This window comes from Natronococcus sp. A-GB7, from assembly GCF_029688865.1.
GTDB lineage: Archaea > Halobacteriota > Halobacteria > Halobacteriales > Natrialbaceae > Natronococcus.
In genome coordinates, this window is sequence record NZ_JARUKV010000012.1 from 64,771 (window position 1) to 82,024 (window position 17,254).

Genomic DNA, 17,254 nt, shown 5'->3' on the forward strand with positions numbered 1-17,254 from the left:
GTCAGTCGGCGTTGGCGGCGACCGTCGATCGGTCCGAGTCGGTCGTCAGGACGGTTTCGAGTTCCCGGACGATGACGTCGGTGACGTCGACGCGGTCGGCGAGCAACCGGTCCCGTCGGCGCCGCCAGGTCTCCTCGTCGCGGTTTTCGATGATCGACACCGCTTTTTCGAGCGAGCGGGCGTGACGATCCTCGTCGTTGAAATTGAACACGAGTCCGTACTCGTCCTCGAGCTCTTGCATGTAACCCAGCGAGAGGGAATTCACGTAGACCGCGGGCGTCCCGAGTATCGCGGCCTCGGCGGCCATCGTTGCGCCCTCGCCGACGAAACAGTCCGCGTACGCGAGCAGGTCGTGGATCTGATCCGGCGATGTCGTCATCCGGTTGGATTCGAGTTCGTCGGGAAGTGGAACCTCCGAGGTGATCAACACCGTCGCGCCGGCCTCTTCGAGCCGTTCGACGGCCTCTATCGGATCGTTGAACCCACCCTGTCCCATATCGTGCGAGGAGTCCCAGCTACTCAACCGCATCACGACGAACGTGTCGTCCGGCTCCAGTCCGGCTTCCTCGAGAACGGCCGGATCGGGGTCGAATCGGTCGGGGTGGAGGTAGGCGAGTTCGTGGTAGCCGGGGTACTCGACCTTTTTCGACCCGATATCGCCGTCGTAACACTCCGGCGTACAGACGATATCGGCGAACGGGTACGCGAGCATCTTGATGAGCGTCGCGTGTTCGGTGTCGTAGAAGACGACGCTTTTCGCGCCGACGAGTTTCGCGACGTGGGTCGCAGCGGGGCCGCCGATAGCCGTAATAACGTCCGGTTTGATCTTCCGCGCTCGGGCCAGCAGTCGCGCCTCGTAGGTCGCCTGTACCCTCGCGAGCGAGAACAGGGAGTCGGACTCGCCGGCCAGGATCTCGTGGTCGATGTCGTACGATTCGAGCAGATCCCTGACAACTTCGTTTTCCCGCGCGAAGACGTAGACGTCGTTCCCGTCCGCCTCGAGTTCCGCGATAGCGTGTTTGAAAAAGTGGACGTGGGCCGGGTGTTGGATCGTTACGATGACGCGCATCTATCGACTCACCCTACCCGTATCGGCTCCCGTAGTGTCGACCCCCGTCGCTGTCGAGAGGGCCGTGACCTTCGTATCGAGTGCGAACGCTGACGCCGGCGAGTTCCTCGGTAGCGTCCCGCCTCGGATCGTATGACCGCGATACATTATATTCTCCTGTAGCTGAAGCCCCGGTCGGTTGCATCGTCGGCGTCGAACGCCCCGGGAATATCGATCAGCGCAGGGGAATCGTTGAGCGCCGTCGCCATCGCCCCGAGATCGAGTTCGTCGAACTCGGCGTGGGGAGTCGCCATGAGAACGCCGTCGAAGCCCGCAAACGAGAGCGAGTCCTGTACGTCGATTCCGAACGACCGTTCGACGGCGTCGTCGTCCGCGTGGGGATCGTAGCCGACGACGTCGACGTCGAACTGCTGGAGCCGATCGATCACGTTCGTGATCTTCGAACTCCGGATGTCGCCCACATCCGGCTTGTACGATAGTCCGAGCACGAGTATCCGACTCTCACAGAGGGTCTTGTGTCCGTCGTTGAGTGCCTTGATCGTGAGATCGGAGATGTGATCCGGCATCGACTCGTTGACGTTCCGGCTCGCGAGAATCAGTTCCGGATCGGCGCCGGCCTGTTTCGCCCGGTGGGCGAAGAAGTACGGGTCGACCGGAATGCAGTGGCCGCCGACCAGTCCGGGCTGGTAGTCGTGGAAGTTCCACTTCGTCCCCGCGGCCTCGAGCACGTCGTGCGTGTCGATCCCCATCTTCTCGAGGGCCATCGAGAGCTCGTTCATCAGCGCGATGTTGATGTCGCGCTGAACGTTTTCGATAACTTTGCACGCCTCCGCGACCTCGATCGACGGCGCTCGGTGAACGCCTGCGTCGACGACGGACTCGTACAGCGTCGCGACGTCCTCGAGAACGGCCTCGTTTTGTCCACCGACGACCTTGACGACGCTGTCGAGCGAGTGGTCGCCGTCGCCGGGCGTCGCCCGTTCCGGAGAGTACGCGAGGTAGAAGTCCTCGCCGGCCTCCAGTCCGGATGCGTCCTCGATAGCGGGCGCGAACTCCTCGCGCGTGACCCCTGGATACACCGTCGACTCGAGGATTACCGTCGTTCCGCGCGTCAGATGTGCACCGACGGTCTCGGCGGCGCTCTCGATAAACGCGAGGTTCGGCCGTTCGTCTTCGACCGGCGTCGGGACCGTGACGAGCACGTAGTCGGCGTCGCGCACCGCAGCCGAGTCGGTGGTGTAGCTGATGTCACCGTCGAGAATTGCTTCGTCCGAGAGATCTCCGGTCGTATCGACCCCGTTTTGCAGTGTCTCGACCTTCGAGTCGTCGACGTCGAAACCGACGACACGGTAGTCTGCCTGTGCGAATCCGACCGCAAGCGGGAGTCCGACGTAGCCGAGTCCGACGACGCAGACTGTAGCCTCTCGAGGACTGCCCTCCGTCGACCGGGTGAGTCCGTCCGGCTGATCGCTCTCTGGTCCGTCAGTTCGTCTCTCGGTGTCGCTGAGTGGTGGGGTCATGGTGGTGTGTCACGTGCCCGACGCCGTCGCCGACGCGCGTCGGAGTCCTGTGTGCCAGACGCCCTCGAGACGGCTGGCACGCCTCACCCGAATACAGACAATCTCATCGGTTTACTATATAGCCGATAAACTGCCTCGTCATGCGTCGTTCGGATTCGTCAACAGTGTAGCTCCCTCTCAACCCTGACTCAGCCTTGGTTTCGCTTCTCAGACCCTGTCATCTTATTTCGCTGTTAAGCAAATCTGTTTGACCGCATAATGAAGTTGGATGTCATATTGTGTGCTAATACGGCCGATGTGAATATGTTCTCTCACGGTCGGTCACACCCGAATCTAGCAACCATGGAGCCCAGAACGATCGATACCGTATCCGAATCCGTCTCCAGCGACGTACTGGTCACCGTCGGCGAGGTACACGCAGCCGCGTTACTCTCGTCGCCCGACGGCGCAATAGTCCGGTCAGCGGTGGCATCTCTCGCTGCCAGCATCAGTGTCTCTCATACCGTCCAGTTTCTCGGCGGGACGCCCGTCTGGGAGCTCGCACTGGTCGGCGCTGCAGTGGTGATCATCGGCGTACTCATCGGGGCCCGCCTCCTCGAGGCGCTCTCGAACCGCGATGTCACGCTCGACCCGGTAGCGTTGATATCATCCGACGACGACGACCCGGACGACGAACCGGCGGCCGAAGAGCCGACCCACACGTACGAAACGTACATTTCGCCGGACACACCTGATGAACTTCTGAGCGACAGAGGGCAGATCATCCGGATACTCGTCGAGAACGACGGCCGGACGTACCAGTATCGGATCGTCGAGGAAACCGGCTGGTCGAAGTCCAAGGTTAGTCGCCTGCTCTCGGAGATGCACGACCGAGGGGAAATCGGCAAGGTCTCGGTCGGTCGCGAGAACGCGATCGTTCTCGCTGACCACGGGCCCGAGGGATCCCCGGAGGCCGACGACCAATCGGTAACGGTTACGAAGTCTCCGCAGTAGCCGACGGAGTCAACGTCGCTGGGTATCTTCTCTCGCATCTCAGTAAATATATCGACGGATCCCCGTTTTTGGCCGCTGTCTTCCGTACTAGCGGACTCCTGATACGCTTGCGGATCGGGCACGCTGGCGCTCTTAGTGGTCGAATAAGGACGCGTCGTGTCTCTGCAACAGAGTGCAGCCGTTCGACCGATACTATCGTTCGTGCGGTTGTGGTTAGTCTGCTTCCGTTCTTCGAACTGCCGAACGCGATCCATCGTGCGCTCGCCCTACACGATAAGGTAATATTACTGACGACACGTGAAGAAATAGTGGAACGGGACGTCCGTTAGTGGTTATCCGATCCATAGTAATGGGCTATGTCGGCAACGTATCGGGTAACGCCGGGTCGATGTGCAGGGACAGAAGGCCCGGGAGGATTAGATCTATGACACGTTACAGGACTGCACGCCGTAGCGGCGTACCGAACCGACGTTCGACCGATCCGGCCGGCTCTGTTTGTGGCTCTTCCTCGGTTTCCGGAACCGACCAGGAGGTACTCGGATAATGTGTGGTATCATCGCGCGAATCGGATCCGACGATGCCGCCGATACGCTGCTGACGGGACTCGAGAACCTCGAGTACCGCGGCTACGACTCGGCGGGGATCGCCGTCCAAAACGGTTCGGGCGTGAAGGTCCACAAGACCTCCGGCGAGGTCTCGGACCTCAAATCGAAACTGAACTACCTGCCGACCGGCAACGTCGGCATCGGCCACACCCGCTGGAGTACTCACGGTCCGCCGACCGAGGAAAACGCACACCCCCACACCGACTCCGCCGGTGACGTCGCCGTCGTCCACAACGGCGTTATCGACAACTACGCGGAGCTTCGGACGGAACTGGCGGAGAAGGGACACGTCTTCCAGAGCGAGACGGACACCGAGGTCATCCCGCACCTGATCAACGAGTACCGACAGGAGCTGCCGACCGAGGCCGCAGTGCGCAAGGCAGTCGAGACGCTCGAGGGAAGCTACGCGATCGCGGCGATCGTCGAGGACGAGGACCGCGTCTACGCGGCGCGAAAGGGGTCCCCGCTGGTTCTGGGACTCGGCACCGACGACTGGTTCCTCGCCAGCGACGTTCCGGCCTTCCTCGATTACACCGACGAGGTCATCTACCTCGAAGACGGCGACGTCGTCGTTCTCGAGCCCGAATCCTATGAGATTACCGACCTCGAGGGCGAGCCGGTTCACCGCGAAACCGACACCGTCGACTGGGATCCCGAGGACGCGGGCAAGGGCGAGTTCGACCACTACATGAAAAAGGAGATCCACGGCCAACCGACCTCGCTCGCGAACACGATCGAGGGCCGCGTCGAGGACGGCGAAGTCGACCTCGAGTCGCTGCCAGCTGGCTCCTTTGAAAACGTCGAGGAGGTCCAGTTCGTCGCCTGTGGGACTTCGTACCACGCAGCGCTGTACGGCGCCCAGCTGCTGAAGGCGTCGGGTATCCGCGCGGAAGTGATCCGTGCGAGCGAGTACGACTCCGCCTCGGGCCCCGTCGACGAGGAAACCCTGACGATCGCGGTCACGCAAAGTGGCGAAACCGCCGACACGCTGCAGGCGATCCGCAAAGCGGCCGACCGCGGTGCGCGAACGCTGGCGGTTACGAACGTCGTCGGCTCGACGATCGCCCGCGAGACCGACGACGCGATGTACATCCGTGCTGGCCCCGAGGTCGGCGTCGCCGCGACGAAGACGTTCTCCTCGCAGGCGGTCTCGCTCGCGCTGGTCAGCCAGCGTCTCGCGGCCGACGTCCCCCACGCCGATCAGGTCGACGACGTCGACGTCATGCTCGAGAGCCTCGAGGACCTCCCAGGACAGGTCGAGGAGATCCTCGAGACCACCGACGCCGAACGACTGGCAAAGCAGTATATCGACAGTGACGCCTTCTTCTTCATCGGCAACGGGCTCGGCCACCCCGTTGCGCTCGAGGGCGCCCTGAAGTTCAAGGAGATCACCTACGAGCACGCCGAAGGGTTCGCCTCCGGCCAGCTCAAACATGGCCCGCTGGCGCTCGTCACGGAACGGACGCCGGTCTTTGCGGTCTGTACTGGCGGTGATGACGGGAAAACGAAGACGAACGCGATCGAGGCACAGACTCGAGGTGCGTCGATCGTCGCCGTCTCGCCGGACGACCATCCCGTCGTCGACGCGGCCGAAGTCCACCTCTCGGTTCCGGACACACACCCCGTCTGGGCCGGGCTGCTCGCGAACGTCCAACTGCAGCTGGTTTCGTACTACGCTGCGGATCTACTCGACCGACCGATCGACAAGCCGCGCAACCTGGCAAAGAGCGTCACAGTCGAGTAAGACGCGTTCCGATCAATCCTCCCGCAGTCCCTCGATACGAGCTTTTTTCGCGCTGCGTTTTTCGGACGCCGAGAGCGATTCCCGACCTTCGATGGTGGTTCGGCAGCGAGCCGATCGCACTGTCGCCTCGCTCTCGTGAGTCGTCGGATCGATTCGAGTCAACCCCGCTTCTGGGTGGCGTCCAATCCGATTCGCCGACGGTTGCACTCGGGCCGTTTTTTGCCGCGAGATTTCCGCGGCTGACTCGAGAGCGTACGGAGTCGGTGTTTTAAAACGGCCCATACGAGCGCCGCTCTCGAGACGTTCCCCGTCTCGAGGCATAGAGGCGCTACGGATCGCGAGCGGTTCGATGCCGACCCAGCGACAACGATTGCCTATTCCGAAGACGAGCCGTGTCTCGGTCGGGACGGTTGCCACAGCCGTTTCGGCGAGTACTGTCGGGGATCCCTCCGGCAGCGATGACCGTCGGTGGTTGTTCGTTCCCGTTCGACCGTCGCGAAGCCCACGATCGACCGTCGGTGTTCCCTGCTCGAGTTCGGTCCTGATTCCGGATCCGCCCGCTACGATTCCCTTGCAGCGTGTCCGTCTACGCGGTGATCGCGTTCGGAACGGTAACCGTCTCGAGGGAGACACAGAAACGAACGTCAGGTTCGAATCACTCCTGGACGACCTTCGGCTGCAAAAAGGAAGCGCGCTACGCTACCGCGCTACTCGAACCAGTTGCCGTCGTCATCATCGTCGTCGTCATCGTCATCGTCGTCATCATCGTCGTCGTCATCATCGTCATCGTCATCATCGTCATCGTCGGCATCGTCCTCATCATCGTCAGCATCGTCATCGTCGGCCGCATCATCGTCGGCATCGTCATCATCACCGAACACGTCGTCGTCAGCCGGGACGTCGTCTGCACCGGCGTCGTCGTCAGCCGGGACGTCGTCTGCTCCGTCGTCATCAGCCGGGACGTCATCGCCTCCGGCATCGTCGGCCGCGTCATCGTCGGCTCCGTCGTCGTCAGCCGGGGTGTCGTCGCCTCCAGCATCGTCGGCACCGTCGTCAGCCGGGGCGTCGTCCGCATCGCCTTCACCGCCGTCCCCGTCGTCATCGCTTTCGTCTACGTCGTCACCGCCTTCGTCTTCGGTGTCAGCCTCGTCGCTCTCACCCTCGTCGCTCGGTTCGTCCGGTTCCGTTTCTCCCTCGATTTCGTCGTCGTCCACTCCGGTGATCGCGTCGTCGATCCCCGATCCGCTCGCGGCAAGCGCGATTCCGGCGACGAGAAACCCGATCCCGGCAACGATCAGCAGGAGCTGGGCGCCGGTCGAGACCGACCGCGCGTTCTGTGGACCCGAGTGACTCATACTACCGGTGTGCGCTGTGCCGTACGTTTTCTCTCCCGACACGTTCCTCGTGACCGACGAACTGGTGTCTCATAACGCCGTTGATCGCGACTGGCGTGGTTCGACCGGCCAATCCGGCCGGTCAACGCCGTTCGCTCCGCGTCGTAGCCGTCGGCCTCGAGAGGAAGATCCGGTCGGCGCTCGCCCTGATCTCGTGTGTGCCACGACGAGATAGCTGGTCCCATTGGTGGCTACTTGCGGTGTATGACGTTTCATTATACGGCCGTTAAACGAACCTCGATGTTTCGACCCAGCGTCAGCATCAAAAACGCGAGAGGAGGAAGTAAGCAGCCGAATACGCGTATTCGCGACGGGACGTTCCGGACGCGGAGCCTGCCTCGCAAACAACTAAGTAACTACGACAGCGTGGTGAAAGTAATGGCAGACGACCCCGAGGAGGGGATGTTGTCGTGGGACGAGTCCGTGTTCAGAGACGAGCACGTCTTCGAGATCGACTACGTTCCCGAGACGTTCAAACACCGCGACACGCAGACGCAGAACCTCACGTACGCGCTGCGACCGGCGGTTCGCGGTTCCCGCCCGCTGAACGTCATGGTTCGGGGACCGCCCGGAACGGGAAAGACGACGGCGGTCCAGAAGCTGTTCGACGAGGTCGGAACACAGACCAGCGACGTACGAACGATCCGCGTCAACTGTCAGGTCAACTCGACGCGGTACTCGGTGTTCTCGCGGCTGTTCGAGGGGACCTTCGACTACGAACCGCCGTCGTCTGGAATCTCGTTCAAGAAACTGTTCGGCCAGATTGCCGACAAACTCGTCGAGGACGACCGCGTGCTGGTCGTCGCGCTCGACGACGTCAACTACCTCTTTTACGAGAACGAGGCCTCTGACACGCTGTACTCGCTGCTTCGTGCTCACGAGGAGTACCCCGGTGCGAAGATTGGCGTCATCGTCGTCTCCTCCGATCCGACCCTCGAGGTCATCGACGAACTCGACTCGCGGGTTCAGAGCGTGTTTCGGCCCGAAGAGGTCTACTTCCCGGTGTACGACCAGCCCGAAATAGTCGACATCCTCGACGAGCGGGTCCGAAAGGGGTTTCGCGACGGCGTCATCTCGCGGAGTACCGTCGAGCACGTCGCCGATCGGACGGCCGAGAGCGGCGACCTCCGAGTCGGCATCGACCTCCTGCGCCGCGCGGGACTCAACGCCGAAATGCGTGGGAGCCGAACCGTCGAGATGGCCGACGTCGAAGCGGCCTACGAGAAGTCGAAGTACATCAACCTCTCCCGGAGTCTCTCCGGGCTGTCGGACACCGAACGGGCGCTGCTCGAGGTCATCGCCACCAACGACGGCGGACAGGCCGGCGAGGTGTACGAGACCTTCCACGAGGAGACGGGACTGGGGTACACGAGGTACTCCGAAATCGTCAACAAGCTCGATCAGCTCGGGCTGATCGACGCCGACTACGCCGACATCGAGGGTCGGGGCCGATCGCGTTCGCTGTCGCTGTCCTACGACAAGGAGGCCGTCCTCGATCGCCTCGAGTGAGCTGTAACTCACGGCAAACGCAGTGTCGCCCGGGTTGTCCTTGAGCTATTGGACGACGGCTGAGCGACGCCAGTTGATGACCAACGCACAGCCCTTCGAGGCGTTTGGCACCTCCGTCGACGCACAGCTTTCCGTGGAAATCCTCCTTGGAGTTCCCGAGAAACGCAAGCTCCCGTCATCGTCGACCGGTTTGAACACTACAGGTCGGGAGCTGTTCGGCAGGAGCGACACTGGCCGACGTCGCGGATCGAGCCACGAGAGCGGCGGTTCAGGCCTGATCGATCCCTTCGCGGTACTCCTCGGCGGTCTCGAGGGCGCTTTCGAGGTGTGCTTCCGTATCTCCCTCGGCGCGCTCGCTGAGCTGTCGCACTCCGTTCAGATGTTCGTCCATGAGCGCGTGGTCCGGTTCGTGGTCGCTGACCGTGTAATCCTCGAACGCATCGACGTGCTCGCGGATGTCCTCGCGGAGGCCGTCGTCGTCCGCCGTCTCGGCCGCCTTCTCGAGCTCGTCGCGAACCTGCGTCAGTTCCTGAGCCATACCCGAACCCACGATGGTCCGACTCATAACGGTTGGCCAGACATCAGCCCCGGTATCAAGGGCGGGTCGTCGTCTCCCGATTCGGACGGGAGGCTACAGACTGTGTATACGTCAGCTTCTCTCCGTAGGGTGCCCGTACACGATCGTTGCCGACGATAACCTCGAAAGTATCTCGAGTACTGACTAACGGCTTTTTGCCGTCCCGCTTCCCGGTCACGGTTGCAAATGTCCGTATCACGACGCACGACGTTAAAAGCGATAGCTGTAGCAGGTGGACTGGGTGCTACCAGCGGTACCGTCTTCGCGAAAGGCGAACACGAGGACGACGAGCGACCGGCCGACGACGCAGCCGACGAACCGGCCGCCGTCTCCGCCGCGGTCCGCGTGGCTCACTTCTCTCCCGACGCGCCGAACGTCGATATCCTCGTCGACGACGAACAGGTGCTCGCGGACGTTCCCTACGGCGCCGTCTCGCCGTACCTGGAGCTCGAGCCCGGAACCTACACCGTCGCGATCACGGCGGCCGGCGATCCCGAGGCCGTCGTTTTCGAGGACGAGGTCGAGGTCGCCGAGGGGTTCGCCACGATCGCGGCGATCGGCGAACTCGAGGCCGAGACGTTCCGGCCGGAGATCCTGGTCGACGCCGAGCCCCTGCCGGAGGGCGCCGGGGCCGACGCGGCGTTCGTTCGCGTGGCACACTTCTCGCCCGACGCGCCCGCCGTCGACATCTACGCCGACGAAGAGCCGCTGGTCGAGGGTGTCGAGTTCGAGGACGTCTCGGAGTACCTCGCCGTTCCCGCCGGCGCGTACACGCTCTCCGTCCGTCCGGCAGGCGAGGACGAGGAGGTAGCGTCGTTCGACGTCGAACTCGAAGCCGAGTCGATCACGACGGGGTACGCGATCGGCTACCTCGAGCCACCCGAGGAGTTCGCCGACCGCGAGTTCACGGTCGAACTCGTCGTCGACGGACCGGCGGCTGATGCGGAGGAGGAAGCGCCGGAAGCCGACCACGAGGACGAGGACCCGAAGGACGAGGACGACGAGAAAGACGTCGACGAGAAGGACGAGAAAGACGCTGACGAAAAGGACGACGACAAAGACGTCGACGAGAAGGACGAGAAGGACGAGAAGGACGTTGACGAGAAAGACGTTGACGAGAAAGACGTTGACGAGAAAGACGTTGACGAGAAGGGTAAAGACAAGATCGGTGACGACGCGGCCAAGGAAAAGGAGCCGGCCGACGGCAAGAACGGCGTCGACGAGAAGGAGGCCGCAAACGGAAAAGACGCGGCCGACGGTAAGCACGCGGGCAACGGCAAGGACAAGGGTCCAACCGACGGCAAGGATGCGGCTAACGGAAAGAAGGCGGCGCCGGACCACCAGTGCTAGCTGACCGGTAGAAGAAGGGGCCGACCGCCGGTTCCGAGTCGAGCGATCCGACCCGTTCCGTTCTTTTCGACTCAGTCCTCTCAGCCGTAGGCGACGACGTGACTGTGTCCGGTTCCGACGAACAGTTCGCCGTCGACCGGCGCGAGCGCCGCTGCGCTGGCGACCTGGACGCTGTCTCCCTGGAGATCACGCTCCCATCGGCGCTCGCCGCCCGTCGGATCGATCGCGACGAGATCGGCGTCGTCGGCGTCACCGCCGACGAGAAGCGTCTCTCCCGCGGCGGCCAGGGTCGGTCGCTCCCACTCGGTCTCGAGCTCCCAATGGATCGTCCCCTCGCGGTCGACCGCCGCCAGTGTGCTTGGTTCGGCGGGAGCGTCGTCCCGGTCGCCACGTCCGACGTGAAAGATCGCCCGGTCGTCGACGATCACCGGCGAGGTGACGCGGGCGTCCGAGAACTCGCGTTCCCACTCGAGCTCGCCGTCGTCGATCCGATGGGCCTGCAGTCGCGCGAAGTCGTCGTCGAACGACCAGAAGCGAGCACCAGTGAGGACTCGATCCTCCCAGACGACGGGGAACGTTCCGTACCCCCCGCCCGACGCTTCCCAGCGTGGCTCCGGCTCCCTGTCGTCGAATCGCACCGATTCAGTGGGGGACTCGTACGCGGTGAGTCCCGCGTTCCCCCGCAGCAGTCGTCCGTCCTCGATCGCGCTCGCGCCGTACCCCGAGAGGTGCCAGCGTTCGTCGCCGTCCTCGGCGTCGTAGGCGGTGAGGCGACTTTCGTCTCCGCGATACAGCGTCTCGCCGTCGAAGAGGAGCCAGACTCCGTGGATCGTCGACCCGCTCGCTCCGGCGGTCTCCCAGGTCCGCTCGCCGGTTTCGCGATCGTAGGCGGCGACGTGCCCGTCGTCTGCCGTTGTGTACACCGTTTCGTCGCCGAGCGCGAGCGCGGCGACGTCGGCGTCCTCGTCCTCCCACCGAACGCCCCCGTCGTCCCGTTCGAGCGCGACGAGGCTCCGGCTCGTCTCCGCCTCGCTGCCCGCGACGACGACGTCCTCGCCGACGACGAGTCCGTCGACGTCCCGACCCGGCGAATCGAGTTCCACTCGCCAGCGCTCCTCGGGTTCGTTGGGGACGGTCGCGTCGGCGTTGTGACCCGTGTTCTGCGGGTCGTACCGCGAGAGCCGCCAGCTGTCCGAATCGGTCTCGAGGTCCGCAAAGGAGTGTGTCGAGAGACAGCCCGCGACGGCGGCCAGTCCGGCCGAAGCCCCCGTCGCGAGCACGGCGCGTCTGGATAGCATATCACCGCCTCTACACGTTATCGGTATAGCCTTTCGGGTCCCCCCGGATCGCTCGAGGCTCGCGGGCGCCCGCGCGCTGCATGCGAGCGCGTCAAGTGTCTCGAGTCCCTGATCCAGATGATGAGTGACTCTCGAGGTCCCCTCCAGCCGGACCGTCCCGAGGCCGCCCAGCCGTTCGAGGTGGACGCGCCGTTCGACCCTGCGGGCGACCAGCCCGAGGCGATCCAGGAGCTCGCCGAGGGGTTCCGGACGGGCGCGGACAAGCAGACCCTGCTGGGCGTGACGGGATCGGGCAAGACCAACACCGTCTCGTGGACGATCGAGGAGATCCAGAAGCCGACCCTCGTGATCGCCCACAACAAGACGCTCGCGGCGCAGCTCTACGAGGAGTTCCGGAGCCTCTTTCCGAACAACGCCGTCGAGTACTTCGTCTCTTACTACGACTACTACCAGCCCGAGGCCTACGTCGAGCAGACCGACACGTACATCGACAAGGACGCCTCGATCAACGACGAAATCGACCGCCTGCGCCACTCGGCGACGCGCTCGTTGCTGACGCGCGAGGACGTCATCGTCGTCGCTTCCGTCTCTGCTATCTACGGCCTCGGTGACCCGCGCAACTACATCGACATGTCGATGCGACTCGAGGTCGGCGAGGAGACCGGCCGCGACGAGCTGCTGGCGCGGCTCGTCGACCTGAACTACGAGCGCAACGACGTCGACTTCACGCAGGGGACGTTTCGAGTGCGGGGCGACACGATCGAGATCTACCCGATGTACGGTCGCTACGCCGTTCGCGTGGAGCTGTGGGGCGACGAGATCGACCGCATGGTGAAGGTCGACCCCCTCGAGGGCGAGACCCAGGGTGAACAGCAGGCCGTCCTCGTCCACCCGGCAGAACACTACTCCATCCCGGAGACGAAACTCGAGCGGGCGATGGACGAGATCCGCGACGACCTCGACAGCCGGATCTCGTACTTCGAGCGACAGGGCGACATGCTCGCCGCCCAGCGCATCGAGGAGCGAACGACGTTCGACCTCGAGATGATGCAGGAGACGGGCTACTGTTCGGGCATCGAGAACTACTCGCTCTATCTCTCGGATCGCGAGTCCGGTGAGGCCCCCTACACCTTACTCGACTACTTCCCCGACGACTTCCTGACGGTGGTCGACGAGTCCCACGTAACCCTCCCCCAGGTCCGGGGCCAGTACGCCGGCGACAAGTCCCGGAAGGACTCGCTGGTCGAGAACGGCTTCCGGCTGCCGACGGCGTACGACAACCGCCCGCTCACGTTCGAGGAGTTCGATGAGAAGACCGACCAGACCCTCTACGTGAGCGCGACGCCGGGCGACTACGAGCGCGAGCACTCCGATCGGATCGTCGAACAGATCGTTCGGCCGACCCACCTCGTCGACCCGGAGATCGAGGTCTCACCCGCCAGCGGCCAGGTCGACGACCTGATGGACCGTATCGACGAGCGCATCGAACGCGACGAGCGCACCCTCGTGACGACGCTCACGAAGCGGATGGCCGAGGACCTCACGGAGTACCTCGAGGAATCGGGCGTCGACGTCGCCTACATGCACGACGAGACCGACACCTTGGAGCGCCACGAGATCATTCGCTCCCTTCGGCTGGGGGAGATCGACGTGCTCGTCGGGATCAACCTCCTGCGGGAGGGACTGGACATCCCCGAGGTCTCGCTCGTGGGCATCCTCGACGCCGACCAGGAGGGGTTCCTGCGCTCGGAGACGACGCTCGTCCAGACGATGGGCCGGGCCGCCCGAAACGTCAACGGCGAGGTCGTCCTCTACGCCGACGACCCGTCGAACGCAATGGAGTCGGCGATCGAGGAGACCCGACGGCGTCGCGAGATCCAACAGGAGTACAACGAGAAACACGGTCTCGAGCCGACGACGATCGACAAGGCGGTCGGCGAGACGAACCTGCCCGGGAGCAAGACGGACACGACCGAGGTGTCGGGTCGCGAACTCGAGGACGACGACGAGGCCGCCCGCTACATCGCGGAGCTCGAGGATCGGATGGAAGAGGCGGCAGGAAACCTCGAGTTCGAACTCGCGGCCGACATCCGAGATCGAATCCGTGAGGTACGCGAGGAGTTCGCCCTCGAGACCGACGACGAGGGAATCGCGCCGCCGGCCGAGGAGTTCTGAACGCGACCGGTGTTGCGGACCGGAACGGGCTCACAGCGAGCCCGCGTGGCAGCCCGCGGCTTCAATCGTGGGTGCCCGACTCGCGATCGGCGTGCTCGGCGCGTTCGGGGTGGGCGTCGTGTTCGCCGTGATCGCCCCGAAGGTGTTCGATCGCGTGGAGTTCGACGACCGGGACGACCTTCGCGACGCCCAGGAAGAAGAGAACGACCATCCCGATCGTTCCCGTGATCGAGGCGAACTCGATCAGACTGGGGAAGTACGTTCCCGGGGTCGCTCCGTAGATCTCGAAGCTGGGGTGGAAAAAGCCCTCGACGACGAACAGCACCTTCTCGATCAGCGTCGCGAACAGCACGAGCAGGGCCGCGGCGATGGCTCGTCCCTTGGAGAACAGCGCAGGCCGGATCGACTGCGCGAAGATGTACGCGAGGACGGCGAAGACCAGCCCCATCGACAGGAGGTAGATCGGGTGGGCCAGCCTCGCGGTCGCCGCGACGTCCAAGTCGATCGGCGGCTTGAACAGTCCGGTGACGTTCTGCTGGAGCTGCAGCCAGAGAAAGAGCAGACAGAAGAAGCCGAGCCACAGCAGGAGTCCGCGGAAGACGTCGTCGGTAATGATGTGGTCCCAGTCGTAGGCCCGGCGGAACGCAAAGGAGAGCAGAATCACGCCGCTGATCGCCGACGTCAGCGCGATAGTGAGAAACTGCGGCCCCTGCACGCTGCCGAACCAGACCGGGTACGTCGGCAACACTGCGAACAGCCACGGGATCACGCCCCCGTGGAGCAACAGCGGCGCCATGATGATGATCGCGAGCGCGAGCCACCAGACCATTCGCTGGACGATCTCGTCCTCCCGTTCGCTGTAGCCGATCGTCAACCCCTTGTAGACCGGTTCGAAGTGGTTCGGTAGCTGATCGCGAAGCCGGGTGACGTCGTATCTGAGCGTGAGTCCGAGATACGTCGCCGTCAGCACGAAGTACGCCGTGATGACGGTCACGTCCCACACCAGCGGCGACGCGTGGACGGTGATGTGGTAGTGACCGAGCACGCTCGTCACCATTCGGTCGGGACGACCCATGTGGACGAGAATAAAGAAGCCCGCTGCGGAGAGCCCCGCAATCGTCAGGAGCTCGGCCAGCCGAGCGACCGGCATGTACCGGTCCATCCCCAGCAGTCGAACGGCCGCCGAGAGGATGATCCCGCCGTGAGCGATGCCGACCCACCAGATGAAGGCGCCGATGTAGACGCCCCAGGTGACCCCGCCTCCCGTTCCCCAGTCCGAAAGCCCGGTAACGATCAGTCCCTCGGCGAGCTGGTAGCCCCAGCCGATCAGAAAGGCGAGCAGCGCCAGACCGGCGACGCCGAACAGGAGGAAGTACGTCGTCGTCGTGTTCTTGATCGGGCGAAGGATGTCCGCTTCGGTGGGCGCTTTCGTGCTCATTGTGCGAACTCTTCACACCCCCACGCCGACCGGCTACTTCCATCCGTCCGGTGAGAATGCAAGCCCCCTTTTAAGCGAATCAGGCGGCGCTACAGCTCGAGCGTGTACACCACCTCCTGACGCATCTCACCACCGATCTCGACCTCGCCCTCGCCGGTCCGCTCGAAGCCGAGCTCCTCGTAGAACGCCCGACCCCCCTCGTTCGAGGCGAGATCGATCGCTCGCATCCGGCTCATGTTGAAGTCCTCCAGATCCTCGCGGAGTCGGTCGTGGAGCGCCGTTCCGACTCCCTCGCGCTGGTGGTCAGGGTGGACGTACATCCGCAGGACGTCGCCCTCCTCGCCCTGCACGACGCCATGAGCGAACCCGGCGATCTCGCCGTCGGCCTCAGCGACGAGCACCGCTGTTCCGGGCTCCGAGAGCGCTCGTTCGAGCTCCTCGTCGCCGTACCAGTCGTCGATCGTCTCGTCGATAACGTCGCTCGAGAGCTCGTCGTAGGTGTCGTGCCAGGTCTCGCGGGCGAGTTCGCGAAGCGATTCGCGGTCGTCGGCCGTCGCCGGTCTGATATCCATGCCGCGCGCTACGATAGCGAGGACCAAAGGTGTACTCGCAACTCGAGTTGTACCGGTGCAATCCCGGTTACGTTTCGACGTCGAACCCGTGTTCGCGAAGGAGTTCGGGCGCTCGGTCGCGGTGGTCGCCCTGGAGCTCGATCCGTCCCTCGTCGACGGTGCCGCCGGTTCCAACCGACGATTTGAGGTCGGAGGCGATCGACTTGATCTCGGCGTCCGGCAGGTCGAACCCCTCGACGATCGTTACCGGTTTTCCGTACCGTCGTTTCTCCATTCGGATCGACAGCAGCTGTTCGGCTGCCTCGAGGTCGCCGTGGCTGTCGAGTTCGTCCAGCAGGTCGTCGATCGAGTCGTCGTTTGACACGTAGTTCCAATCGGGCCCGGAGCGCAAAACCCTGTCCCCCGATCGGCCCGACCACCGGTCGTCGGGATCGACATCCTCGCTGTCCGACGCTCGAGGCCCGACGGTTCATACGGACGGAACACGACTCTCCACCGTGCTCCGTCGCGCCCGCGAACTCGGACCGCCGATGTTGGTACCGCTCGCCTGGACGTTCGTCGTCGCAGCGCACCTCGGCGTCGTCGCCGTTCGGACGCTGTTCATCGCACACGTCGTCATGAGCACGCTGCTGGCCCTGTTCGCCGTGACCGGTCGGTCGGACATGCGTCACGGAACGCTGCTCGTCTGGTGGCGTCTCATCGTCGTCGGCCTGCTCGTGACGCTGTGTGGAACGGCGGGATTCCTGCTCGAGCCCGTCGCAGACCCCCTCCAGGCGATCGCGCTGTTCGGCTGGATGGCTCTCCCGGCCGTCGGCTTCATCGATACCGGTCGTCGCGTCCCGAACGGCGCGTGGATCTACCTCGGCGGCGCGGCGGCCTGCGGTCTGGGCGCGGTCGCGTACGCGATCGGCGTCACCGCGGCCACCGATCCGATCGCGGTCGCGGGGCTCGTCGCGGTCGGCCTCGGACAGACCGCCGGGATCCTCGACGCCGCGATACGCTACTGACGA

Annotated in this window: 14 protein-coding genes; 6 read left to right on the forward strand and 8 right to left on the reverse strand. The window is 63.9% G+C overall.

Annotation, left to right across the window (positions count from 1 at the left end; genetic code table 11):
- Position 1 precedes the first annotated feature (1 nt).
- The gene (locus tag QA609_RS12505) at positions 2–1,069 is read right to left on the reverse strand and encodes a DUF354 domain-containing protein (RefSeq protein ID WP_278302946.1); all 1,068 of its coding nucleotides are present in this window, start codon (positions 1,067–1,069) and stop codon (positions 2–4) included.
- A 146-nt stretch (positions 1,070–1,215) separates the two neighbouring features.
- Complete coding sequence (locus tag QA609_RS12510; protein WP_278302947.1) at positions 1,216–2,589, reverse strand: nucleotide sugar dehydrogenase; 1,374 nt, start codon at positions 2,587–2,589, stop codon at positions 1,216–1,218.
- A 342-nt stretch (positions 2,590–2,931) separates the two neighbouring features.
- Here QA609_RS12510 and QA609_RS12515 point away from each other — a divergent pair, with 342 nt between their 5' ends.
- Both QA609_RS12515 and glmS read left to right on the forward strand, forming a co-directional pair.
- Positions 2,932–3,582 carry a MarR family transcriptional regulator gene (locus tag QA609_RS12515; protein WP_278302948.1) on the forward strand — a complete coding sequence of 217 codons (651 nt, stop codon included), beginning with the start codon at positions 2,932–2,934 and terminating at the stop codon, positions 3,580–3,582.
- A 543-nt stretch (positions 3,583–4,125) separates the two neighbouring features.
- Positions 4,126–5,931: a glutamine--fructose-6-phosphate transaminase (isomerizing) gene (gene glmS, locus QA609_RS12520; protein WP_278302949.1), complete on the forward strand. Its 1,806-nt coding sequence runs from the start codon at positions 4,126–4,128 to the stop codon at positions 5,929–5,931.
- 707 nt (positions 5,932–6,638) lie between these two features.
- Here the strand turns inward: glmS and QA609_RS12525 are convergent.
- A complete protein-coding gene (locus tag QA609_RS12525) occupies positions 6,639–7,286 on the reverse strand; it encodes a hypothetical protein (protein WP_278302950.1) in 648 nt (215 codons plus the stop codon).
- A gap of 417 nt (positions 7,287–7,703) precedes the next feature.
- Here QA609_RS12525 and QA609_RS12530 point away from each other — a divergent pair, with 417 nt between their 5' ends.
- Entirely contained in the window at positions 7,704–8,834 is a 1,131-nt protein-coding gene (locus tag QA609_RS12530; RefSeq protein ID WP_278302951.1) for an ORC1-type DNA replication protein, read from the forward strand.
- A 268-nt stretch (positions 8,835–9,102) separates the two neighbouring features.
- On the opposite strand, the gene QA609_RS12535 is transcribed toward QA609_RS12530, so the two are convergent.
- Positions 9,103–9,372 carry a hypothetical protein gene (locus tag QA609_RS12535; RefSeq protein WP_278302952.1) on the reverse strand — a complete coding sequence of 90 codons (270 nt, stop codon included), beginning with the start codon at positions 9,370–9,372 and terminating at the stop codon, positions 9,103–9,105.
- A 225-nt stretch (positions 9,373–9,597) separates the two neighbouring features.
- Between QA609_RS12535 and QA609_RS12540 the strand changes: the two genes are divergently transcribed.
- The gene (locus tag QA609_RS12540; protein ID WP_278302953.1) at positions 9,598–10,761 is read left to right on the forward strand and encodes a DUF4397 domain-containing protein; all 1,164 of its coding nucleotides are present in this window, start codon (positions 9,598–9,600) and stop codon (positions 10,759–10,761) included.
- Between the two features lie 80 nt (positions 10,762–10,841).
- Here the strand turns inward: QA609_RS12540 and QA609_RS12545 are convergent, their stop codons facing one another.
- Positions 10,842–12,059 (reverse strand): PQQ-binding-like beta-propeller repeat protein, encoded by a 1,218-nt coding sequence (locus tag QA609_RS12545; protein ID WP_278302954.1) that lies wholly within the window; start codon positions 12,057–12,059, stop codon positions 10,842–10,844.
- 120 nt (positions 12,060–12,179) lie between these two features.
- Here QA609_RS12545 and uvrB point away from each other — a divergent pair, with 120 nt between their 5' ends.
- Positions 12,180–14,234 (forward strand): excinuclease ABC subunit UvrB, encoded by a 2,055-nt coding sequence (gene uvrB, locus QA609_RS12550; protein ID WP_278302955.1) that lies wholly within the window; start codon positions 12,180–12,182, stop codon positions 14,232–14,234.
- Positions 14,235–14,295: 61 nt separating this feature from the next.
- Here the strand turns inward: uvrB and nrfD are convergent, their stop codons facing one another.
- From nrfD to QA609_RS12565, 3 genes are all read right to left on the reverse strand, one after another.
- Positions 14,296–15,672, reverse strand: coding sequence for an NrfD/PsrC family molybdoenzyme membrane anchor subunit (gene nrfD, locus QA609_RS12555; protein ID WP_278302956.1), 1,377 nt, complete (start codon positions 15,670–15,672; stop codon positions 14,296–14,298).
- Positions 15,673–15,761: 89 nt separating this feature from the next.
- Positions 15,762–16,244, reverse strand: a complete 483-nt coding sequence (locus tag QA609_RS12560) for a GNAT family N-acetyltransferase (protein ID WP_278302957.1) — start codon at positions 16,242–16,244, stop codon at positions 15,762–15,764.
- A gap of 67 nt (positions 16,245–16,311) precedes the next feature.
- Complete coding sequence (locus tag QA609_RS12565; protein WP_278302958.1) at positions 16,312–16,608, reverse strand: translation initiation factor; 297 nt, start codon at positions 16,606–16,608, stop codon at positions 16,312–16,314.
- A 166-nt stretch (positions 16,609–16,774) separates the two neighbouring features.
- Between QA609_RS12565 and QA609_RS12570 the strand changes: the two genes are divergently transcribed.
- Positions 16,775–17,251, forward strand: coding sequence for a hypothetical protein (locus QA609_RS12570; protein WP_278302959.1), 477 nt, complete (start codon positions 16,775–16,777; stop codon positions 17,249–17,251).
- The last annotated feature ends 3 nt before the right edge of the window (positions 17,252–17,254 follow it).